The following is a 22249-nucleotide window of genomic DNA, read 5'->3' as shown; positions in this document are numbered from 1 at the left end:
GGCGGCAGCGGCTACAAGATCGTGGTGCTCTTCACTTCGTTATTGCCCCTTCGCCGCCCCCGGCAGCGCGTAGGCAATAATATAGTCACCGCGATTATCGTTGGTACCGGTGCGCGTCGCACCGCCCACGGTAACCACCACATACTGCTTGCCATCACGCCCCACGTAGGACATCGGTGCGCCCTGCCCGCCCACGGGCAGGCGGCCGCGCCACAGTTCCTTGCCGGTGTCGTTGTCCAGGGCACGGATGTAATAGTCCAGGGTGCCGTGGAAGAACGTCAGGCCGCCCTTGGTCACCAGCGGGCCACCCATGGTCGGCATGCCCAGCGGCATGTTCACGCCCGGCACAATGCCGTGCACCGGTGCGTCCTGGATGCTGCCCATCGGCACTTGCCACTTGGTCTTGCCAGTGGTCAGGTCGATGGCGGTCATGGTGCCGAACGGTGGTTTGAAGCACGGCACGCCCAGCGGCGAGACGAACATCGAACGCTCCACGCCCCACGGCGTGCCCAGCTGCTCGGAGTACTCACCCTCGGTGCTCGGCTTCAGGCCCACTCGGGCAGCTTCTTCACGCTTGATGAAACGGCCCCACTGCGCCATGCGGATGTCGTTGACAATCAAGGTGCCGGTAGAGGCGTCAATGGCGCCGCCACCCCAGTTGATGCCGCCGTAGTAGCCTGGGTAGATCAGGGTGCGCTGGCCGTCGGTGATCGGCGTGAACTCGCCTTCCCAACGCATTTCCTTGAAGTCGATGCGGCAGATCAGTTGGTCGAAGACCGTGGCACCCCACATGTCCGACTCTTTCAGGCGCTCGGCGCCCACCGACAGTTGCGAGTACGGCTGGGTGGGCGAGATGTGCATGCCGGGCATGCCGTCGGTGGCCACGGCGCGCTCCTCCACCGGGAACACCGGCTTGCCGTCACGACGGTCGAGCACGAAGATCTGCCCGCGCTTGGTCATGGCGATGATCACCGGCGTGGTGGTGCCATCCTTGCCCGGCAGGTCGTAGAGGATCGGTTGCGCCGACACGTCGTAGTCGAACATGTCGTGGTTGGCGGTGCGGAAGTGCCATTTGTCGACGCCGGTTTTCACGTCGATGGCGACGATGGAGTCGTTGTACTCGTCCGAACCTTCGTGGCGGTTGCCGTTCCAGAAGTCAGGCGTCTGGTTGCCGGTAGGGATGTACACCAGGCCCAGCTTGTCGTCATAGGCCGCGGTGCCCCAGAAATTCGGCGACTCCTTGGGGTACAGCTCGCCATCAGGTAGCGGCACGCCGCGCTTGGGGTTGCGTGCATCCCAGGCCCACAGCAGTTCACCGGTGCGCACGTCGAAGCCACGGGTCACGCCCGACGGCTCGTCGGTTTTCAAGTTGTCGTTGATTTTGCCCCCGACCACCACCACGTCACCGGCCACCAGTGGCGCCGAAGTCAGGTAGTAGGAGCCATCGGTGTTGGGGCCGATGCCCTTGAGCAGGTCGACCACGCCGTGGTCACCGAAGCTATCGCACAGCTTGCCGGTGTCGGCGTCCAGTTCCAGCAGGCGCGCGTCGACGGTGGTGGTGACGATGCGACGACGGCATTCGGCAGGCTGCGCCGGGGCGCCTTGGGCGGCACTGGCGGTGGCCTTGTCGGCGTCGTAGTAACCCACGCCGCGGCAACGCTTCCAGCCTTTGTTGGACGGGGTTTGCTTGATGTGCGCGTCGAACTTCCACTTCTGCGCGCCGGTCACCGGGTCCAGGGCGAACACGTTGTTCAGCGGCGAGCACAGGTACACCGTGTCATCGACCTTCAGCGGGGTGCCCTGGTATTCGGCACCGTCGATGGCCATGTCGCCGGTGTGGAAGGTCCAGGCCACCTGGAGGTCTTTCACGTTGGTCTTGTTGATTTGCTCGAAGGGGGCGAAGCGCTCGCCATGGGTGTTGCGACCGTAGGCAGTCCAGTCATTGCCGTCGGCCTTGCCGGCATCGGGGGCGATGACCTTGGCCTTGGCGCCGGGCTCGGCGACCACGGTGGGGTGCGGCTGGAACATGCCGTAGCCGATGCCGGCGATGCTCGCCAGCAGGGCCAGGGAGATGCCTGCACGCGGGCCGCTCGACAGCAGACGGCGATTGCCATCCAGCAGCGGCGTCAGCAGGGTGACCACCAGGGCGATGACGATGAAGGTCATCAGGCGCGGTACCAACTGCCAGAAGTCAAAGCCCACTTCCCACAGCGACCACACCAGGGTCACGGCCAGCAGCGCCAGGCTCAGCCACACGGCAACCACTTTGCGGCGCACCAGTGATGCGCCGCAGGCCACCATCAGCGCACCCGCCAACAGGTAGTACCAGCTGCCGCCCAGGGACGCCAGCTTGCCGCCGCCCACCAACACCGCCAGGCCCAGCACCGCCAGTATCAGGCCGATGGCGATGGGCACGATTTGTTTCACTCGCATAAAGGTTCCCGCTTCCAGGTTCAAGGAGCGCAGCCGCGCCCACGGCAGCCCCGCAGGTAAACCCTGCCGCACCCTTGAATTAGTGATTATCCCAAAGGCCCTGAATCAAGCGTTTCAGGACCTAAATTTATGGAAGCGCTTCCATTGATGCTGCAAAAAAAACAGCTCGCCGACGATAACCACATGAAAAATATGGCTGTTTGCCAGCTGCTGAGTGGCGCGAAGTCTATGGCGCTGCATTCACTGCGTCAATACGCCACATTAAACAATGCGAATAATTATCATCGGCAGATTTGTGAATTGTCCTCAGCAGCTGTCATCCGCACAGGGAGAGGAAGTCGGTATCATGGCGGCGAAAATTAGAGTGAACCCCTGCATGAGTAAACCTTTCGTAACCCTGGACGACGTCGCGGCCGCCGCCGGCCTATCCCGTGCGCAAGTGTCCAGGGCCCTGAGCGGTAGCCAGGGCGTGCGCGCCGAAACCCGCAAGCGCATCGACGCCATCGCCGCCCAGCTCAACTACCAGCCCAACCTGGCGGCGCGCAGCCTGGCCTCGGCGCGCTCCTCCATTGTCGGGCTGGTGATTGGCGACCTGAAGAACCCCTTCCACATCGAACTGGCCGAAGCGCTCGACCGCGAACTGACCACGGCAGGTTTCGACCCGGTGACCTCCCTGCGCGCCGCCGAAAACCCCCGGGTCATCACCGACCGCCTGCTGCGCCTGCGCGCCACCGGCGTGGTGATGATCGGCACGCACCACAGCGTGCGCGCCATCGCCGACATTGCCGAGCAGATGCCGTGCGTGTACATCGGCAGCAAGCGCATCAACCACCCGCAGGTCACCGCCATCGCCGTGGATGACGAGTCAGGCGTGCGCCAGGCCATGGCGCACCTGCTTGGGCTTGGCCACACGCGCATCGTCAACCTGGGCGGCAGCAACGTGGAAGCCTCGGCGCGCCAGCGCAGCAAGGTCTATGCCCAGATGATGCAGCAGGCCGGCTTGCAGCCACTGTCGCTGCCGGGCATGCACGACGCAGCCTCCGGCCGCCGTGGTGTGGAACTGGCGTTCGCTGCCGAGCAACCGCCCACGGCGATCTTCGCCTCCAACGACTGCATCGCCCTGGGTGCGATTGACCGGCTCAAGGGCATGGGCCTGTCGGTGCCCGAGGACGTCTCGGTGATCGGCTTCGACGATATCCCCGATGCCGGCACCGAGGTATTTTCGCTGTCCACCATCCGCCAGGATTGCGGCCAGCAGGCCACGGCGGCCGTGCAGGCGCTCAAGGCGATTATCAACGACGGCAAGGACAAGGCCCGGCAACGCGTCATGCCCGTGCAGATCGTGATTCGTCGTTCCACCGCCGCGCCAAAACCGTAGCCCCCCCCTTCCCTTGTGGGACCGGGCGAAGCTCGGGAAGAAGCCAATGGAAATACCGAGTCGTCCGCTTCCCGAGCTTCGCCCGGTCCCACAGGCAGGCGCCGCGTAGCCGCTGCCGCAGGCTGCGCAGGCCCTGTGCCTCACTGAAAATCTACAGGGTTCACACCGGCCAGCGCAGCCTGGCGGCAGCGGCTACGGGTATGAGTCGCGGTGGGTATTGGGCGGCGCCCGGGGATCAGCGCTGCGAGACTTTCTCCACCGATTCTTGGGTGACCAGTTGCGTGGCGATCCACACATTGGCCGGCACCGTCTCATGCTTGGCCAACCCCACCGCCGCATCCAGCGACCCCGCACCAATGGCCACCGGGTCACGGACGATGGTCGCCTGCATCAAGCCCTTCTTCAGCGCCGCCAGGCCGTCAGGGGTGCCGTCGATACCCACCACCTTGGTGTCGGTTTGCCCCGCCTGCTTGAGCGCCATCCCCGCGCCAATGCCCATCTCGTCGTTGTTGGAGGCCACCGCATCAATGTGCCGGCCCGCCGTGAGCCAGTTGTTCATCAGGTCCATGCCGGCCTCGCGCGCCCAATCGCCACTCTGCTCCTGCACCACCTTGATCTCCGGGAACTTGGCCAGCACGTCCTTCACGCCTTCGGTGCGCGCGCGGGTTTCGCTGTGGGCCAGGCGGCCAAGGATGATCGCCAGGTTGCCCTTGCCGCCCATCTGGGTGGCCAGGTATTCCATCTGCATGCGCCCGATGGCCCGGTCATCAGTACCTACGAACACCACCCCGGCCGGCAGTTGATCCACCTCGGGGCGGGTGTTCATGTACACCAGCGGGATGCCGGCGGCCAGCACCTTGTCGGTGATGCCCTTGGTGGCCGCGGCGTCGGCCGGGTTGACCACGATGGCATCGACCTTCTGGCTGATCAGGCTCTCGACCTGGCTCAACTGGCGCACCACGTCGCTGTTGGCGTCCTCGACCTGCAGGGTCACGCCGCCCGGTATCACCTTGGCCCGGTCCTGCATGGCCTTGACCAGGTAGGCAACGTAATTGTCGTACTTGCCCACGGCCACGCCCACCTTGAGTTCAGCGTGGGCAGCGAACGACAGCATCAACGCACAGCAGCAGACAAAGGGCCGGAACATGGGGAATATCCTTGTTGTTGGAGGGGGCGGCACATGCACCCGTGCCAGTGACGATAGTGGAATTTTTATCCCCAAACAATTAACACAGAATAATTATTCCAACATCAGGATAACTCCTTCCGCAGCCTGGCGGCAGCGGCTACAGGGTTGATTGCGCCGAACAGCAGCAGGTCATGAAACACCCCATCCTTGAAGAACGCCTGGCGGCTGCAGCCTTCGCGCTCAAGCCCCGCTTTCTCCAGCACCCGCGCCGAGGCCACGTTCACGGCCATGCACGCCGTGTGTACGCGATGCAGCTCCAGGGTCTGGAAGGCAAACTCCATCAACTGGGCCACCGCCTCGGTCATCAAACCCTGGTTGCGGTACGCCGCGCCAATCCAGTAGCCCAGATGCCCGCTGCGGTGCCGCAGGGATGGCCGCAGATTGATGACGCCAATCAGCTCGTCGTTGCGCAGGTGAATGCCGAACACGTAATTCTCGTCATCGCGTACAGCCTGCGCCGAGCGCTGGATGAACGCCTGGGCCGCCTGGGTAGTGTAGGGAGACGGCATGTTGGCGGTGTAGGCCATCACCATCGGGTCGTCGCCCAGTTCGGCCAGGCGCGCGGCCTGCTCCGGGGACAGCGGTGTGAGGTAGAGGCGTGGGGTGGTCAGCGTGGGTAGTTGCATCGAGGGCTCTCCTTGTCTGCCCAAGACAGTAATGCCCCAGCATGACAAGCAGATGGAAGGCTTTGTCGGGCATTGATAGACTGGGTGCTTACTGTTTGGAGTGCAGTCATGGAGCTGACAATAGATTCGGCAAGGGCGTTGCGCGATGGCGGCATCGACGCCCTGGCGGCGCTGGATGCTGCCTTGGCGGACACCTTGGCGCTGCTGCCTGAAGCGCAGCACGCCGAGGTGAAACGGGCCATTGGCAAAGCCATGGGCGCGGTCATTGAAGAGACCATCAGCCGGGCGGTGTCGGCGTTTCCGCAGCTGAGCCCGCAGCAGGCGGGCTGGAGCTCCATCGCCAAGGCGAAGTTGATGAAGCGCGCCGAAGCCGCCGTCATCTGGGAACCGGTGTAGCAAGCTGCCGAAGGCTGCGTCACGGCCCGCGCGTAGTGTCAGGTACTGCGCAGGGCCTGTGACGCGGCCTCGCGGCCGCTGCTGCATAGCGCGATGAACGACATGACACACGCCCTCACCCGCCGCGCGGTACTGCACGCCGGTGCCACCACGCTGGCATTCGGGCTGCTCTCGCCCCGCTCGCTGTGGGCCGCCTCGACCGGTGCGGTGGTCAACGATGTAACGCAACTGAACCCGATCCGCGTCGCCCGCATCCTCGCCCCACGCACTACCGCAGACATTTGCCTGGCCTTGGCCAGCAGCACCGGCACGGTCAGCATCGGCGGCGGCCGCTACAGCATGGGTGGGCAGATCGCGATTGAAGACAGCCTGCACCTGGACATGCGCGGGTTCAATCAGGTGGTCCATTTCGCACCCGAGCACAGGGTGATCCGCGTGCAGGCCGGGATGCGCTGGCGCGACCTGCAGACGGTCATCGACCCGTACGACCTGTCGGTCCAAATCATGCAAAGCTTCGCCACGTTCACCGTGGGTGGCGCGCTGTCGGTCAACGCCCATGGGCGCTATGTGGGCGCCGGCCCGGTCATCAACTCGGTGCGCGCGGTGCAGGTGGTGTTGGCCGACGGTTCGCCGGTGGAGGCTTCGCGCACCGCCAACCCGGCGTTGTTTCACGCGGCCATCGGTGGTTACGGCGCCGTGGGCGTGATCACCGAGGTCGAGCTGAACCTGGCCGCCAATGTGGCCATGGAACGTCAGGTGGACGTCATGCCCGTGGCCGACTACCCAACTTTCTTCAACGAAGGTATCCGCGGTGACCCGCAGGCCATCCTGCACAACGCCGATCTGATCCCGCCACGCTTCGACCAAGCCACCGCCGTCACTTGGCGTGCCACCGACAAGCCCGTCACGATCACCGAACGGTTGGTGCCGACCGGGCGGGCCTACCGTCTCAATGAGCTGCTGATGTGGAGCTTCGCCCGCTTGCCCGGCGGCGCGCTGCTGCGCAAGGACGTGGTCGACCCCTGGCGGCTGCGTGCCCACCCCGTGGTATGGCGCAACTACGAGGCCAGCGCCGATGTGGCCTCGCTGGGCCCGATCGCGACGCCGGGCAGCACCTATGCCCTGCAAGAATACTTTGTGCCGGTGGCCCAGTTCGCCGCCTTCGTGCCGCGCATGGCGGCGATCCTGCGGCAGTACCATGTCGCCGCCATCAACGTCTCCATCCGGCATGCCCCCGCAGCGCCGGAGGCACTGCTGTCGTGGGCGCGTGACGAGGTGTTTTCGTTTGTGCTCTATTACTGGCAGGCCACGACCGCAGACGATTGCGCGGCGGTGGGCGTGTGGACGCGAGCGCTGATCGATGAGGCCTTGGCGGCAGGCGGCACGTACTACCTGCCCTATCAACTGCATGCCACGCAGCAGCAATTCGCACAGGGTTACCCGGGGGCGGCGCGCTTGTTTGCGGTGAAGGCGCAGGTCGATCCGCAGCAGCGCTTTCAAAACAAACTGTGGGACAAATATCACGCCCCGTAGCCGCTGCCGCCAGGCTGCGCTGGCCCGTGTGAACCCTGGATATCTGCAGCGGGGCACAGGGCCAGCGCAGCCTGGCGGCAGCGGCTACGGGCTTTGCAGGGAGTTGGTTTATATGCAGGCTCACAGCGCACCCGTCGCGCTCATCATCCTTGATGTGCAGGACGCCATCGACCAGCCGGTCTGGGATGGCAAAAGCAACCCGGGCTACCTGGCCGTCATTCAACGCCTGCTGGCGCAGTGGCGCGCCAACGGCTGGCCGGTGCTGCACGTCAAGCACGATGAGGCTACGCCCACCTCAAGCTATTACGCCCACGGCCCCTGGAACGGCATCAAGCAGGAAGTCGCGCCGCACGGGGGCGAGCCTGTCATCGTCAAGCAGCAGAACTGCGCCTTCATCGGCACCGCGCTGGATGCCACGCTCAAGCACATGCAGGTGAAGCAGTTTGTGCTGACGGGTGTGGTGGTGCACAACAGCATCGACGCAACGGTACGTGCGGGGAAGGCGCTGGGGTACGACATTATCCTGCCTTCGGATGCGACCACTGCGGTGCCTGTTGTCGCGGCCAATGGCACATCATGGGACGCCGCCACGGTGCATGAACTGACGCTGGCGATACTGGACGGTGAGTATGCGCAGGTGGTGCTGTCGGATGAAGTCCTCGCGCCCACTTAACCCATTGTTGTGGCCCCCCCTTCATCTTTCATGCAATTTTCTCGACGCTTGCCGCTCAAACCCTGAACACCCTTCACCCAGGAGCCCCACATGCCCTCTGCCCCACTGATCACCCTCAACGACGGCGCACAGATCCCGCAACTGGGCCTGGGCGTCTGGCAGCTGGATGACGCACAGGCCTACGAGTCGTCCAAGGCCGCCCTGGCCGCAGGCTATCGCCATATCGACACGGCGATGATCTACGGCAACGAAGCCGGCGTCGGCCGCGCGGTCGCCGACAGCGACCTGCCCCGTGAGCAGATCTTCATCACCACCAAATTGTGGAACGCCGACCAGGGCTTCGACAGCACCCTGCACGCTTTCGACGCCAGCCTGGAACGCCTGGGCCTGGAGACCCTGGACCTGTACCTGATCCACTGGGCCATCCCGAAAAAAGGCCTGTACCGCGACACTTGGAAGGCCCTGGTGCGCCTGCAGGAAGAAGGCCGGGTGCGTTCCATTGGCGTGTCCAACTTCAACGCCGATCACCTGACCCACATCATCGACGACACCGGCGTGGTGCCGGCGGTGAACCAGATCGAAATCCACCCCGACTTCCATCAGGCCGAGCTGAGCCAGTGGTGCCGCGACAAAGGCATCGTCACCGAGTCCTGGAGCCCGTTGGGCCAAGGCGGCGACCTGCTGAAGCTGCCGCTGTTCGCCGAGATCGCCCAGCGCCACGGCAAGACAGCGGCCCATGTGATCCTGCGCTGGCACGTGCAAAATGGGCATGTGGTGATTCCACGCTCGTCGAACGCGCAGCGCATTGCGGCGAATATCGATGTGTTTGATTTCGAGCTCAGCGAGCAGGAGCTGGCGGCGATTGCCGCAATCAAGCAAACCGGTCGGTTAGGGCCGGATCCGCAGACGATTGAAATGGGGATGTAAGCCCCCTGTAGCCGCTGCCGAAGGCTGCGCTGGCCCTTGAGTACACGGGAAATTTTCAGCGTGGCTGAGGGCCAGCGCAGCCTGGCGGCAGCGGCTACGCACGGTCAGCGCCGGTCCAACGCTTTCGCCAGCGTAAAGGTCACACCGACCGCCAACACCACCGCCGCAGCAATGGATGGCAACACGCCCCACTGCACCATCGACAGCTTCAACGCCAGATAGAACCCCAGCACCCCGGCCGCGCCAATGGCGTTGCCGCGCACAATCCGCCCCATTTCCTGCGCCCCACCCTGAACGTGGGCGAACACCGCCAACGGCCAGGCAATGACCGGGATCGGCGCCAGCATGCCGCTGGCCACAGGCCCCAGCCACTCGGCGCTGGCGGTGATGGCCAGCAACAGCAGGGTGGCGGTGACCATGCGCATGGGGATGACCCAGCGTGGCACCTGCACCAGGCGCGCCGTGGTTGGCCGCGAGAACACCGCGGTCACGACAATGATCGACGTCAGCAGTCCCAGGGTCATGATGATCGACAGCGCCACGCTGCCAACCTGGCTCATGAACATCGCGGTCGCGCCGTACACGGCCAGCGAGGCGATGCACCCCATCGGCACACCCAAGCGTGGCGTCACCAGTACGTAGAACAGGTACGTGGCCTGGACGGCCGTCAGCCCTGCCAGGGCGCCCGGCACTGCGCCCAGGGCAAAGCCCGGGCCTTGTTCGAGGCTGAGAAACAGCATCACCAGGGCCGAGGTGACGGGCAAACCGGAAAGCAGCCCGGCCAGACGAGTACCCCAGCGGTTGCCGGCCAGGGAAATGCCGAGCATGAGCATGGGGGTGATGCATAGCTTGAGGTAGAAGGCAGTCATGGGGCCAAGGCTACACCACCCGGCGCCCCCTGCGACAGCGGCTACGCTATGGGGTGAAGCGGTCATTCAAGGACATTCGGGGTAAATCGGACCATGACAACCCACACACTGACCGTCAACGGCATGCAATTGAACGTCTCGATCCGCGGCCAGGGCTCACCCTTGCTGTTGCTCAATGGCCTGGGCGGCTTGATACCGGCCTTCAACCCCTTGCGCGATGAACTGCCGGACTACCAGACCATCACCCTGGACGTGCCCGGCGTCGGCGCATCACAAACACCCCGATGGCCGATGCGCCTGCCGGCCCATGCTGACCTGATCGCCGACCTGCTCACGCAATTGGAGATCGACCAGCTCGACGTGTTTGGCGTGAGCTGGGGCGGCACGTTGGCGCAGGAACTTGCCCTGCGCCATCCCTCACGGGTCCGTCGCCTGATACTGGCAGCGACGTCGACCGGGCCGGCGATGTGGGTGAAGCCCGCCGACATCGTGAGCTTTTTTGGCGGGGGCAGCAGTGCAAAGCGGCGCAAGCGCGAAGGTTCGCCCGACTCGATACAGTCATTGCTGCGGTTCGGCGTGGGTAACGGGATGCTCACGGGTGACCCGCGCGCTTATCTGCACCAACTGGCCGCGCTGGTGGGCTGGACCAGCCTGATGCGGTTGTGGCGCCTGCGTCAGCCCACGCTGATTTTGACCGGTGAGCGGGACACCTTGGTGTTGCCGTATAACGGGCACGTTCTGCGCCGCAGTATTCGGCGAGCCGAACTGCAGGTACTGCAGGGCGAGGGGCATTTGTTCATGGTGACCAGTGCCGAGTTGACGGCTGAAGCGATCCGCGATTTTTTTGGGAGAACGAACCATCAGGCTGCACGGCACGTGTAACGGGCCTGGGACTGTGTTGCCTGCATCGCGACTAAAGTCGGCTCCTACGGCATGTGCGTAGGAGCCGGCTTGCGGCGGGGACCTATTCGGCGTCGATCAGGCTGTCGGTTTTCGCGCTGCCGGGTTCCCGGTCCACCTGGGCGTCCTGGTCCGAGCCCGGGTTGCCAGGCGGTGGGTTCCAGTCCACCGGGCGTTCGCCATTGCCCTGCTTGGGTTCCGAACCGGTCTGCTCAAGCCCCGAATCATGGTCTTCACCGGTATCCGGTGTTTTGTCATCCGGCCCCGGATAGGCGGCTTCTGGTCCATCGATCGTGTTTACCATAACGATGACTCCCGTCTGGCGCGCAGGGTATCTGCGCCTATTAGTTGGGAGGGGTGGGCGCAGGCGCAAGTGCCCGCGCGCCGACGGATGGAGCCCGGCCAAATTATTTTTCACCCAAGCACTGAGGTGAAACCCCTCGGCATCCGTGTAGTAGGGATGGGACGCATTCGCGTCTTTACCACCCTACGGAGTCAAGCTCGTGCTCAAGCTGCCAAACCGGCGCCAATCCCTGGTTCTGCTGTGTTCCGCCCTACCCGCTCTTGCCATGGCTGCGCCGGCGAGCACTGAACTGCCCGCCAGCGTCATTGAATCCACCAGCGACGCCCCCAGCGATTCGGACAGCTACACCCGCGACGAAGGCAGCACGGCCAGCAAAACCGCCACCAAGAACCGCGACGAGGCACAAACCGTGAACACGGTTGCGGCACAGACGTTGAGCGATTACCAGGTCAAGGACCTCAACGACGCCATGCGCTTTGTCAGTGGCGTCACCCAGACCAACACCCTGGGCGGTACCAAGGATGCGTTGATCAAGCGCGGGTTTGGCAGCAACGACGACAACTCCATCCTGCGCGACGGCATCAGTTCGGCGATCGGTCATAACCTGGGGGCCACCACCGACCATGTGGAGGTGCTGAAGGGCCCGGCGTCGCTGATGTACGGGGCGCTGGAGCCCGGCGGGTTGATCAATGTGATCAGCAAGCAGCCGCAGTTCACGGCGGGCACCACCCTGACCGGCTCGGGTTACAGCGAGGGCGGCGGTTCGCTGGGCGTCGACACCACCGGCCCGCTGGGTGACACGGGCCTGGCGTACCGGCTGGTGGCCGAGCGCAGTCACGAGGATTACTGGCGCAATTACGGGGTCAATGAACATACCCTGATTGCGCCGTCGATTGCCTGGGTGGGCGAGCGCGCCAGCTTCTCGCTGGCCTACACCTACAACGATTACGCCAGCCCGTTCGATCGTGGCACCGTGTTCGTCAACGGGCGCCCGGCCAACATCAGCTACCGCGACCGCCTGGACGAACCCTGGGCCAAGACCGTCGGCATCAGCCAGAGCACCACGGCCAAGTTCGAGTACCAGCTTGATGACGCTTGGCGCGCTCGCCTGACCTACGGCTGGACCGAGGACCGTTACAGCCTGGCGATCGCCCAGCCAAGCACCCTGACCGGCACCACCCTGCGGCGGATCGCCAACGGCGGGCACTACGATTATGAAAGCCGCTACTCGGCGCTGGACCTCATCGGCGATCAGCAGTGGTTCGGCCAGCGCCATGAAATCGTGGTGGGCGTGGACAACCAATCGCTGGACAAGTACCGCGGCAAAACCTACCGCAACGCCAGCTCCAGCGCAGGCAACCTCACTATCCAGGACCCTGCCTACGGCAACCTGGCAGAGCCGGTGACCCTCAGCGCGGCGCAAAGCAACGCCGAGAACAACCTGGTCACCACCTCGGTGTACTTCAAGGACAACTGGCACCTCAATGACCGCTGGATTCTGGTGTTCGGCGGCCGGCAGGAACACTGGGATCAATACAGCGACCAGGGGCTTGGCAGCGCGTATACCGCAGGCGCCGATGCCAACGGCGACAAGTTCATCCCCTTCGGCGGCATCGTCTATCAACCCACCGACAGCGTCGCGCTTTACGCCAACTACAGCCGCTCGTTCGTGCCCAACGATGCCGATGATGCGGGCAACAGCTTCAAACCCACCGAAGGCCGCAGCTACGAGGCGGGCATCAAATACAACCCGGTGCCCACGCTCAACGTGAACCTGGCGGTGTATGACATCGTCAAGAAGAACCTGGTCAACAGTGTGCTGCAAAGCAACGGCGACAGCATCGACGAAGCGGTGGGCAAGGCGCGGTCACGCGGCGTGGAACTGGACGTGACGGGTGAAATCGCCCCGCGCTGGAGCGTCATCGGCACCTACGCCTATGACCACACCGAGGTGCTGAAAAACGATGAGTCCCCGGAGCAGGAAGGCAACCGCCTGCCCAACGCACCCATGCACACCGCCAGCCTCTACCTGACCCACCACCTGGCCCTGCCGGCCGAAACCGGTCAGTGGCACGTGGGCGCCGGCGCCCGCTACGTTGGCCAGCGCCCGGGCAACGATGCCAACAGCTTCTGGCTGAACAGCTACACCCTGGCCGACGCCTTTGTGCGCTGGGACCTGCCCACCCATGACTACAAGACCAGCCTGCAGTTGAATATCGACAACCTGTTCAACAAGGAGTACTACCCAGCCACCACCGGCAGCAGCACGCTGCAGGTGGAAGAAGGTGCGTTGAGAACGGCACGGCTCACGGCCAGCGTCTCGTTCTGACGGGCAGAAACCGCGGCGCACCGATCGCGGCCAAGGCCGGCTCCTACCCCGCACAGCGTAGGAGCCGACTTTAGTCGCGATGCGGACAACGCGGTCGCCTTGACCCACGCAATGCCGCCATGGACGATGGCCACTCCCCCACACAAGGACCAAGCCATGTTGCGAGTACTGGGTAGAGCCTCCTCCATCAACGTCAGAAAGGTGCTGTGGACCTGCGCCGAGCTTGATATCCCGTTCCAGCGTGAAGACTGGGGGTCAGGTTTCAAGCCCACCAGCGCCCCCGACTTTGTGGCGCTGAACCCCAACGCCATGGTCCCGGTGATCCAGGACGGCGACTTCACGCTGTGGGAGTCCAACACCATCATCCGCTACCTGGCCGCGCAGCACGAAGCCTGGGCCCTCTACCCCACCGCCGCGCGCCAAAGGGCCCGCGTGGACCAATGGATCGATTGGCAGGCCTCGGACCTCAACCGGTCGTGGAGCTACGCGTTCATGTCCCTGGTCAGGCAGTCGCCTGCCCATCAGGACGCTGACGCGCTCGCCGCCGGGTGTGCGGAATGGGGGCGCTACATGCAGATACTGGAAACACAGCTGACCGCGACGGGCGCCTACGTGGCGGGCACTGCGTTTTCGCTGGCGGACATCCCTATCGGTCTGTCCGTCAACCGCTGGTTCGAGACGCCGCTGGAGCATCCCCACTTGCCGGCGGTGAAGGCCTATTACGAGCGGCTGAACGAGCGTGCGGGCTTCCGCCTGCATGGCAGCAACGGTTTGCCTTGATCAACGATCCCTGCGGGCCATGGCGATAAGCACGGCGTGAACGGGTCCGCAAAACCACAGACAGCCATTGACAGCGGCGAGGGAACAACCCACCATCGCGCCGCCTCATGCGAATGATAGTGATTATCATTGGCCATCTGATATCGCATTCGCCTATTCCATCAAACAGGAGTCAATGGATGTCCCCTCGTTTTACTTCCCCTGCCCTCAACATCCGCCAGGCCGCACTGGCGGTGATGAGTCTTTCCGGCTCGCTGCTGACGGGCGAAGCGTGGGCCGAACCGCTCAGCTCCAGCCAGGCGGGCGCCCTGGAATTAGGCGCGACGAACGTCACGGACGTGCAGTTGGGCGCCACGACCGAGGGCACCGGCAGCTACACCACCGGGTCGGCCAACACCGCGACCGGCCTGCGCCTGTCCGCACGCGAAACCCCGCAATCGGTCAGCGTGGTCACCCGCCAGCAAATCGAAGACCAGAACCTCACCGACGTGGCCCAGGTGCTGGAGCAGACGCCCGGCGTGGTCATCGACAGCATGGGCCCGGCGGGCAGTGACGCCAATCACATTTATGTGCGCGGGTTCGAGGTTGGCAGCATCCAGGTCGATGGCCTCAACCGGCCCGACACCTACGGCTTTCGCGATGACCTGGCCGACATGGTGGCCTACGACCGGGTGGAGGTGGTGCGCGGCGCCACGGGGCTGATGTCGGGCACCGGCGACCCGGGCGCCACGATCAACCTGATTCGCAAGAAGCCGACGCTGGAAACCCAGCGCACGCTGACCCTCAAGGCCGGCACGTGGGACAACTACCGCACCGAGCTGGACGTGTCCGGCAAGTTGACCGAGAGCGGCAACGTACGCGGGCGTTTCGTGGCCTCCAATACCGACAGCCAGAGCTACGTGGATCGCCAGTCGCTGGAAAAACAGGCGGCGTACGGGGTGGTGGAATGGGATTTGTCCGACAGCACCATGCTGACGGTGGGCGCTGAATACCAGGACATGGACAACAAGGGCGCCGGCAACCACGGCTTCCCGCTGTTCAATACCGATGGCAGTCACTTCAGCCCTTCGCGCTCGTTCAACTCGGCGGCGGACTGGAGCTACCACAAGCGTCGAGCGAAAACGGTGTTCACCACCCTGGAGCACCAACTGGACAACGGTTGGCAGCTGAAATTGAACGCCGAACACAGCCGCCGCAGTTACGATGACGCCTTCGCCACCGCCGCCAGCGGCACCGTCAACCCCGATGGCAGCGGCATCAGCACCTGGACCGGGCGCTGGGCGGGTGAGCCCCGGCAGACCTCGTTCGACCTGACGGCCTCGGGGCCCTTCGAGCTGCTGTCGCGCGAGCATCAGCTGTACCTGGGCGCCAGCCATTACCGGGCCTACTACCGGAACGACGGTTACCCGCTGTGGACCATCCAATCCATCGACAACATCTACACCTGGGACGGCTCGCTGGCGATCCCGGACTCCATCTACACCAAGGATACGAAAAATGCGCTGGACGAAACCCAGGACGGCCTGGTGGCGTCGGTGCGCTGGAGCCTGGCCGATGACCTGTCGCTGATCACCGGGGCACGGTTGATTGACTGGCACCGTGACGAGGCGGACACCACGCTGTCCACGGGCATCACCAGCCGTACCTCGCGCAGCGAAACGGGCGTTGTTACCCCCTACGTAGGCCTGGTGTACGACTTCGATGAAAACTGGTCGGCCTATGCCAGCTACACCACCATCTTCAAGCCGCAGAGCAACAAGGACATCAGTGGCCGCTACCTGGACCCCGAGGAAGGCGTGAACTACGAACTGGGGCTCAAGAGCGAGTTCTGGGACAAGCGCCTGACCGCCGCAGCCAGCGTGTTCGAAGTGCATCAGGACAATCTGGCCGTGGCCGACGGCAGCAACCTGGCGCCGGACGGCAACCAGGCCTTCCGCGCCGAGTCCGGCACCAAAACCCGCGGTTTCGAGCTGGAAATGGCCGGTGAACTATTGCCCGACTGGCAGGTGTCCGCCAGCTACACCTATGCCGTGGCCAAGGACTCGGACAACGAGCGCCTGCTGACCGAAGTGCCGCGCGACACCTTCAAGCTGTTCACCAGCTATCGCCTGCAGTCCCTGCCGCAACTGAAGGTGGGCGGTGGCGTGCGCTGGCAAGGGGGTGAGTACTACAAGAACGCGGGGCCCAACGGCGAGACTTTCTCGCAAGGCGCTTACACCATCGCCGACCTGATGGCGCACTACGCGATCACGCCCAAGACCAGCGTCGGGCTGAACCTCAACAACGTGTTTGACCAGCATTACTACACCGCGATTGGCTCACGCGGCTGGTACGGCGCGCCCCGCAGCGCCACGGCGACGCTGGTGTACGCGTTCTAGCCGTTACGCCTCTACCTGTAGCCGCTGCCGCCAGGCTGCGCTGGCCGGTGTGAACACTGGAGTTTTACAGTGGGGCATAGGGCCAGCGCAGCCTTCGGCAGCGGCTACAGGGGTGCCCTCTCAACGGTGCCGAACTGCGTGCGATACGCCATGGGCGCCAGCCCCACGGCCTTGCGAAACGCCGCCCGAAAACTTTCCGCCGAGGCGAACCCGCAACGCCCCGCGATTTGCTCATTGCTCAGCGTGCTGCTTTCCAGCAATTCCCGCGCAAGGTTCATGCGCACCTGCAGCAGCCAAGCCTTGGGCGCCATGCCAGTCGCGTCGTTGAAACGCCGCAGAAACGTGCGCTCGCTCATCAACGCCTTGTCGGCCATCTGCTTGACCGACAGCGGGCTGTGCGCATGTCGAATCGCCCACTCCAATACCGACGCCAGCTCATCACGCGATGTGCGTGCAACAGGTGCCGGGATGAATTGCGTTTGCCCGCCCGAGCGCTGTGGGGCCATGACCAGGCGCCTGGCGACCGTGTTGGCCACCTGCGTGCCGAAGTCCCGGCTGACCAGGTGCAGGCAGGCATCGATCCCCGCCGCGCTGCCGGCCGAGGTAATCAATTGACCGCTGTCCACATACAGCACGCCAGGGTCTACCTCGATGTTGGGGTAGCGCGCCGCCAGTTCATCGGTGTAGCGCCAATGGGTGGTGGCGCGCTTGCCATCCAGCAGGCCCGCGGCCGCCAGCACAAACACCCCGGAGCAGATCGACAGCAATCGGGCACCGCGCTGGTGGGCCGCGCACAAGGCGTCCAGCAGCGCCTGGGGTGGCGGTTGGTCACGCCCACGCCAGCCGGGGATGATGATGGTGTGGGCCTCGTCGAGCGATGCCAAGTCGAAATCGGCCACCACTTGCAGGCCGCCTGCCGCGCGCATGGGCGGCGGGTCCACCGCAACGATGCGATGGCGGTACCACGGAAAATCGAACTCGGGCCGTGGCAGCCCGAAGACCTCCACGGCAATGCCGAATTCGAACGTGCACAGCCCGTCATACGCCAGCACGGCGACCAAACCTGGTTGATCTAACATTGGCGGAAAACTACCGGTCACTGTCGAGTCCGCCACTGTAGCCGCAGGGACCCGCTTCCTACAATGGGCACACTTTCAATCAGGAGTCAGCACCATGCCCAGCATGATCAGCGCAATACCCGCCGCCAGCCCATCAGAAGCACTGGCGCATTTCAGCCGGCGCCTGGCCTTCGAAACCGATTGCTCCGATATCCACCAAAGCCAGCAACGGGGCGATGTGGACTATGTGCTGGTGGACGTGAGAAGCAGCGAGGCATTTGCCCAAGGGCATGTACCGGGGGCAATCAACCTGCCCACGCGCACCCTCACCGCCGAGCGACTGGCCGCGTATCCGCACCAGACGCTGTTCGTGGTCTATTGCGCCGGGCCCCATTGCAATGGGGTGCATCGGGCAGCGGTGCGCCTGGCGGGGTTGGGGTATGCGGTGAAAGAGATGATCGGCGGGATTACGGGGTGGCTTGATGAGGGGCTTGGGTTGAGTGAAGGCGCCAGCCTTGCGGCATCGGGGAATGGCGTATCCTGCGCCTGTTGATATCTGCGTAGCCGCTGCCGCCAGGCTGCGCTGGCCCTTGCGTGCGCTGAAGATCTGCGAGGTGGTTGAGGGCCAGCGCAGCCTTCGGCAGCGGCTACAGGACGGCGTCGTCTGCATCGCGGCCAAGGCCGGCTCCTACCACGGACGGCGTAGGAGCCGACCTTGGTCGCGATGCAGACGACGCAGTTTCAAGACAGTTGCGGCTATAAGATGACGGTAAAATCAACGCCTTTCCAGGCATTTTCTCCAGGACAACTGCATGACACGCCCGCGGCCTCAGTAGCCGTGGAATTCGCGGAATTTCTGCGCCTTGTGGTAATCGATCCATTCCACCACATCATAGGGAATGAACAGCTGCTGCCGCGCCCGGGAGATGGCGATGTACACCGCGCAGATCCGCTCGTCGAATGCGTAGGCGTCCTTGAACTGCACGGTGGTCAGCAGCTCGGGGGTCAGCAGCACGCGGTCGAATTCCATGCCGCCGGCGTCCTGCGCCATCATCAGCGTGCAACTGACGCCTGGCAGGGCCTGCAAGCGATTCAGGCGGGTGATGTCGGCTACGTTGAAGCCCTTTGCCAACGCCTCTTCCACCCACAGGAACGACTCATCGTACTGGTTGGCCTCGCGCACCTGGCGCCAGTCGAGCAGTTCGTCGAAGTCGGCGTGGCCGCCCTTGTCGCTTTCCAGGCTGTAGTAACCGGGCTTGAACAGGGCGATGGCCGTGGTCATGAAATGCTGCAGGTCGTCCTGCGCGGCCTTGGTCGGGAAGCTGAAAGCGCAATGGGCATCGTGGAGTTGCATCAGCCATTTCATGGTGTCCCAGCGCGAGGCCGTCAACACCACGCAGCCTTCGGGCGGCACGAAACCCTGCGGGTAGTGCTCCACCCCGACGTCGGCGTTGCGGGCGCCTTCGAAGTACACCTTGCTCTTGGCCGAGTGGCGGGAAATCAGCGGGTTGACCAGGCGCTCCACGTTGCGGCCCGAGCGCACTGAGTAGCTGATGTCGCTGCGCCGCACTTCGCGGGTGCGCTGCACGGTGGCGCCCTTGACCTGCTGGTACTCGTCGCCCAAGGTGATCAGCACCTGCTTGCCGCGCTCGATGATCTGCAGCAACGAGGCAGGAATGTCCTGGCTTTCGTCGATCAGCACGTGGGTGAACCGCGCAGGCACCACGCAGCCGGCCAGGCTGGCGCGCTTGAGCATCATCAGCGTGGCGAAGTCGCCCTGCCCCGCCCATGCCGGTGTCGCGTCCAAGTAGGTCCACAGGCGGCTGGAATACTCGAGCAGCACCTTGGCGTCCAGGGGCGACAAGGCTTGTTGGAAGTGCGGCAAATGGGCAGCGCTCAGGCTGTAGTCGCGCGAGCTGCAATAGCGCTCCAGCACCTTGAGGCACACACTCAGAGTGGCCTGGGCATCGTAACTGCGGAAGCCCAGGATATTGAGCTCCATGGCCAGTGCCTGCCGGGTGAGCAACCTGACCGGTTTGCCCGAGGGCACAAATCGAGAGCGTTTGAGCAGCGCGTAGGCGAAGGCCTCAAAAGTGGAGCCTGCCCTTTTGTCGCGCTCGCCGCCCATGCGCTGGCGCAGTACGTCGAGTTTGCTCTTGGTGCGCGCCAGCACCAGGGTGGTCTCGGGGCGCAGGTACTCAAGCAACGCGCCCAGCAGATGGCTCTTGCCCACACCAGCGTAGCCCTGCACGTGCAGGTCTTCATCCAGGTTGGCGCGGAAGGTACGCACCAGCTTGTCTTGGGCATCGCTTAGCCAGCGCTCGCGATGCCGGGGCGTGACCACGTGCTCGTGGTAGGGATCGTTGTGCTGGTGGTGGCGCACGTTGAAGGTGTTGTCCCATTCACCGCCCGGCAGCAGGTACGCCTGCGCCGCCACCTCCTCGGCCTCCAGAAACCGCAAATTCAACTGCTTGATGGCCTCGAGGCCGTAGTACAGCTTGCCCTGGTCGAACAGCCGCTGCGCTTCAGACAACAGGCCCGCCGGGGGCCGTGCCTTGACGGCCCAGCTGATCAGCTTGGCCAGCACCTTTTCGGCGCCGGCGGCGTTGAGATCCTTCTCCGTGGCCTGGGCCAGGTTCTGGATCACCAGCACGGCGGCCAGTTCCGGGTCGCTCAGGCTGGCGAGCACGCCCGCGCCGTCGTCGGCCAACAGGCTGGCGCAGGTTTCCTGGGTAACGGGCAGGAAGAGTGGGCAGGTTAGATCAACGTGTTCGGGGTGCATGGGGTCTCATGGCCAGGGCGCGATGCCTGGCCTCATTTATTGCGTGGGGGGCGAAGTATGACACTTCCGGGGGTGGTGGTATCGCCCCACAATCGGCGGCGTCTGCATCGCGGCCAAGGCCGGCTCCTACCACGGGCGGCGTAGGAGCCGACTTTAGTCGCGATGCAGACGACGCGGTTGCAAGACAATTACTGCTATAAAGCACGGTTAATCAGGGCTTCTTGCCAAACAATCGATCAGCTATCTGGCGCCCTTGCTCCTGACCTTGTTCCGTCAACCACACTGACTTGTGCTTGTTCACGGGGTTTTCGATGAGGCCTTGCTCGTGCAATCGGTTCATCACCGTGAAGTCAAAGCCTTTCCAGGCATTTCCCCCTGATGAGCTGAACGCAGCCAACAGCGCCAGCACCGCTTCTTCAATACGTTTATCGTCGTATTCCATCATCCCGACTCCGCTCATGTGCTGATTCAGACTACTACCCCACTGCTATCGGGTACAGCCACCGCCACCCTCCCCCTGTTCGCCACCCCAAACGGCACATGCACCATCGGCAGGTTCCCCGCCGGCGACTGCAAGTGGCTGCGCTGGTCATCAAAGAACATGTGCGGCTTGAGAATCGACAGCACCCTGGCCTTCTCCATCCCGCCCAGGAAAAACGACTCGTCGGGCGACACGCCCCAGTTCTTCAAGGTGGTCACTACCCGCTCATGGGACGGCGCGTTGCGGGCGGTGACGATGGCGATGCGCAGGATGCGCTGGTAGTCGGGGCTCTGGGCGATTTTGTCGTCTTCCAGCTTGCGGATCAGCGACAGCTTGCGGAACAGGTCGGCCAAGGGACCTGGCTGGTGAGGGATGGCCTGGTGCGAGCGCTCGTAATTCTGGAACTCGTCCAGGTCGTCGTTCTGCTTGTACACGCTTTCGGCTTCGTCATCGGCGATCACGCCGTCGAAGTCGAAGGCCACGCGCAGTTCAGTGTCGATCTCGTCGTCATAGATGCGCGAGGGCAGCACCAGGCCTGCGGGGTAGTTCGCATCGATGGCGCGTTGCACGTCCGGTTCGTGGGCGCTGAGGAACAGCGAGGCGTTGAACGCCGGGATGTATTCGTACGGCGAGCGGCCGGACATGAATGCAGCACGGGTGATGTCCAGACCGTAGTGATGAATGGAGCGAAATACCCGCAGCCCGGTTTCCGGCGAGTTGCGCGACAGCAGCACCACCTCCACCGGCAGTTGTTCGGGGAAAGCCTTGTTGATGCTGAGGAAACGACGGATGAACGGAAAAGCCACGCCCTTGGGGAACGGCACGTCGAGGTTCTGCTCCTGATGCAGCCGGTACGCCTCCACGCCCTGGTTTTCGTAGATGTCGTCGGACACCTCCAGGTCGAACAGCGCGCTGGAGGCGACGCCGACGACCAGCTTTTTCTCGATGGGGTATGGCATGGGCGGGTTCCTTGAGGGGCTCAACGATGTGGCGGCTGGGCAGCTTGTATGTTGCCACAGGGTAGATGAAGTGGCGCATGTTCTTAGTGGGAGCGGGTTCTACCCGCGAAAAGGACGCCACGTGCCGCCAGGTATTACGCGGCGTTCTTTTCGCGGGTAGAACCCGCTCCCACAGGGGGGTAGCATCTGCCGAAGGCGGCGTCACAAGCGGCGCGGTGGGTCAGCCAATGTGCGGGGGGCCATCAGGCCCCTGC

At 64.0% G+C, this 22249-nt stretch carries 20 protein-coding genes; 11 read left to right on the top strand and 9 right to left on the bottom strand.

Annotated features, from left to right (window positions below; genetic code table 11):
- Positions 1 to 39: 39 nt before the first annotated feature.
- Positions 40 to 2433: a membrane-bound PQQ-dependent dehydrogenase, glucose/quinate/shikimate family gene (locus ACZ9GA_RS09400; protein WP_457362936.1), complete on the bottom strand. Its 2394-nt coding sequence runs from the start codon at positions 2431 to 2433 to the stop codon at positions 40 to 42.
- A 129-nt stretch (positions 2434 to 2562) separates the two neighbouring features.
- Between ACZ9GA_RS09400 and ACZ9GA_RS09395 the strand changes: the two genes are divergently transcribed.
- Together ACZ9GA_RS09395 and ACZ9GA_RS09390 are read left to right on the top strand one after the other, a co-directional pair.
- Entirely contained in the window at positions 2563 to 2796 is a 234-nt protein-coding gene (locus ACZ9GA_RS09395; RefSeq protein ID WP_457362937.1) for a hypothetical protein, read from the top strand.
- A 13-nt stretch (positions 2797 to 2809) separates the two neighbouring features.
- Positions 2810 to 3811: a LacI family DNA-binding transcriptional regulator gene (locus tag ACZ9GA_RS09390; RefSeq protein ID WP_457362938.1), complete on the top strand. Its 1002-nt coding sequence runs from the start codon at positions 2810 to 2812 to the stop codon at positions 3809 to 3811.
- A 235-nt stretch (positions 3812 to 4046) separates the two neighbouring features.
- On the opposite strand, the gene ACZ9GA_RS09385 is transcribed toward ACZ9GA_RS09390, so the two are convergent.
- Positions 4047 to 4958 carry a substrate-binding domain-containing protein gene (locus tag ACZ9GA_RS09385; protein ID WP_457362939.1) on the bottom strand — a complete coding sequence of 304 codons (912 nt, stop codon included), beginning with the start codon at positions 4956 to 4958 and terminating at the stop codon, positions 4047 to 4049.
- 104 nt (positions 4959 to 5062) lie between these two features.
- Positions 5063 to 5626, bottom strand: a complete 564-nt coding sequence (locus ACZ9GA_RS09380; protein ID WP_457362940.1) for a GNAT family N-acetyltransferase — start codon at positions 5624 to 5626, stop codon at positions 5063 to 5065.
- Positions 5627 to 5734: 108 nt separating this feature from the next.
- Between ACZ9GA_RS09380 and ACZ9GA_RS09375 the strand changes: the two genes are divergently transcribed.
- The 4 genes from ACZ9GA_RS09375 (at position 5735) to ACZ9GA_RS09360 (ending at position 9155) form a co-directional block, all read left to right on the top strand.
- The gene (locus tag ACZ9GA_RS09375; RefSeq protein ID WP_457362941.1) at positions 5735 to 6022 is read left to right on the top strand and encodes a hypothetical protein; all 288 of its coding nucleotides are present in this window, start codon (positions 5735 to 5737) and stop codon (positions 6020 to 6022) included.
- A 102-nt stretch (positions 6023 to 6124) separates the two neighbouring features.
- Positions 6125 to 7555, top strand: coding sequence for an FAD-binding oxidoreductase (locus ACZ9GA_RS09370; RefSeq protein WP_457362942.1), 1431 nt, complete (start codon positions 6125 to 6127; stop codon positions 7553 to 7555).
- Positions 7556 to 7667: 112 nt separating this feature from the next.
- Positions 7668 to 8228, top strand: a complete 561-nt coding sequence (locus ACZ9GA_RS09365; RefSeq protein WP_457362943.1) for an isochorismatase family protein — start codon at positions 7668 to 7670, stop codon at positions 8226 to 8228.
- Between the two features lie 90 nt (positions 8229 to 8318).
- The gene (locus ACZ9GA_RS09360; RefSeq protein ID WP_457362944.1) at positions 8319 to 9155 is read left to right on the top strand and encodes an aldo/keto reductase; all 837 of its coding nucleotides are present in this window, start codon (positions 8319 to 8321) and stop codon (positions 9153 to 9155) included.
- A 104-nt stretch (positions 9156 to 9259) separates the two neighbouring features.
- Here the strand turns inward: ACZ9GA_RS09360 and ACZ9GA_RS09355 are convergent, their stop codons facing one another.
- The gene (locus ACZ9GA_RS09355) at positions 9260 to 10024 is read right to left on the bottom strand and encodes a hypothetical protein (RefSeq protein WP_457362945.1); all 765 of its coding nucleotides are present in this window, start codon (positions 10022 to 10024) and stop codon (positions 9260 to 9262) included.
- Between the two features lie 123 nt (positions 10025 to 10147).
- Here ACZ9GA_RS09355 and ACZ9GA_RS09350 point away from each other — a divergent pair, with 123 nt between their 5' ends.
- Complete coding sequence (locus tag ACZ9GA_RS09350; protein ID WP_457362946.1) at positions 10148 to 10906, top strand: alpha/beta fold hydrolase; 759 nt, start codon at positions 10148 to 10150, stop codon at positions 10904 to 10906.
- An 82-nt stretch (positions 10907 to 10988) separates the two neighbouring features.
- On the opposite strand, the gene ACZ9GA_RS09345 is transcribed toward ACZ9GA_RS09350, so the two are convergent.
- A complete protein-coding gene (locus tag ACZ9GA_RS09345; protein WP_457362947.1) occupies positions 10989 to 11228 on the bottom strand; it encodes a hypothetical protein in 240 nt (79 codons plus the stop codon).
- A gap of 265 nt (positions 11229 to 11493) precedes the next feature.
- Here ACZ9GA_RS09345 and ACZ9GA_RS09340 point away from each other — a divergent pair, with 265 nt between their 5' ends.
- The 3 genes from ACZ9GA_RS09340 to ACZ9GA_RS09330 all read left to right on the top strand — a co-directional run bounded on the left by ACZ9GA_RS09340 (position 11494) and on the right by ACZ9GA_RS09330 (position 16715).
- Positions 11494 to 13557 (top strand): TonB-dependent siderophore receptor, encoded by a 2064-nt coding sequence (locus tag ACZ9GA_RS09340; protein WP_457362948.1) that lies wholly within the window; start codon positions 11494 to 11496, stop codon positions 13555 to 13557.
- Between the two features lie 156 nt (positions 13558 to 13713).
- On the top strand, positions 13714 to 14337 hold the full coding sequence (locus ACZ9GA_RS09335) for a glutathione S-transferase family protein (protein ID WP_457362949.1): 624 nt from the start codon (positions 13714 to 13716) through the stop codon (positions 14335 to 14337).
- Positions 14338 to 14516: 179 nt separating this feature from the next.
- Positions 14517 to 16715 (top strand): TonB-dependent siderophore receptor, encoded by a 2199-nt coding sequence (locus ACZ9GA_RS09330; protein ID WP_457362950.1) that lies wholly within the window; start codon positions 14517 to 14519, stop codon positions 16713 to 16715.
- A 104-nt stretch (positions 16716 to 16819) separates the two neighbouring features.
- Here ACZ9GA_RS09330 and ftrA read toward each other — a convergent pair whose 3' ends face one another.
- The gene (gene ftrA, locus ACZ9GA_RS09325; RefSeq protein ID WP_457362951.1) at positions 16820 to 17794 is read right to left on the bottom strand and encodes a transcriptional regulator FtrA; all 975 of its coding nucleotides are present in this window, start codon (positions 17792 to 17794) and stop codon (positions 16820 to 16822) included.
- 94 nt (positions 17795 to 17888) lie between these two features.
- Here ftrA and ACZ9GA_RS09320 point away from each other — a divergent pair, with 94 nt between their 5' ends.
- Complete coding sequence (locus tag ACZ9GA_RS09320) at positions 17889 to 18326, top strand: rhodanese-like domain-containing protein (RefSeq protein ID WP_457362952.1); 438 nt, start codon at positions 17889 to 17891, stop codon at positions 18324 to 18326.
- Positions 18327 to 18602: 276 nt separating this feature from the next.
- Here ACZ9GA_RS09320 and ACZ9GA_RS09315 read toward each other — a convergent pair whose 3' ends face one another.
- The 3 genes from ACZ9GA_RS09315 to ACZ9GA_RS09305 form a co-directional block, all read right to left on the bottom strand.
- Complete coding sequence (locus ACZ9GA_RS09315) at positions 18603 to 20555, bottom strand: P-loop NTPase family protein (protein WP_457362953.1); 1953 nt, start codon at positions 20553 to 20555, stop codon at positions 18603 to 18605.
- Positions 20556 to 20766: 211 nt separating this feature from the next.
- On the bottom strand, positions 20767 to 21000 hold the full coding sequence (locus ACZ9GA_RS09310; RefSeq protein ID WP_457362954.1) for a DUF6429 family protein: 234 nt from the start codon (positions 20998 to 21000) through the stop codon (positions 20767 to 20769).
- Positions 21001 to 21023: 23 nt separating this feature from the next.
- Positions 21024 to 21995 carry a 5'-nucleotidase gene (locus ACZ9GA_RS09305; protein WP_457362955.1) on the bottom strand — a complete coding sequence of 324 codons (972 nt, stop codon included), beginning with the start codon at positions 21993 to 21995 and terminating at the stop codon, positions 21024 to 21026.
- Between the last annotated feature and the right edge of the window lie 254 nt (positions 21996 to 22249).

The sequence above is a fragment of the Pseudomonas sp. TE3644 genome (assembly GCF_056278815.1).
This window is presented reverse-complemented; position numbering and strand designations above follow the sequence as displayed.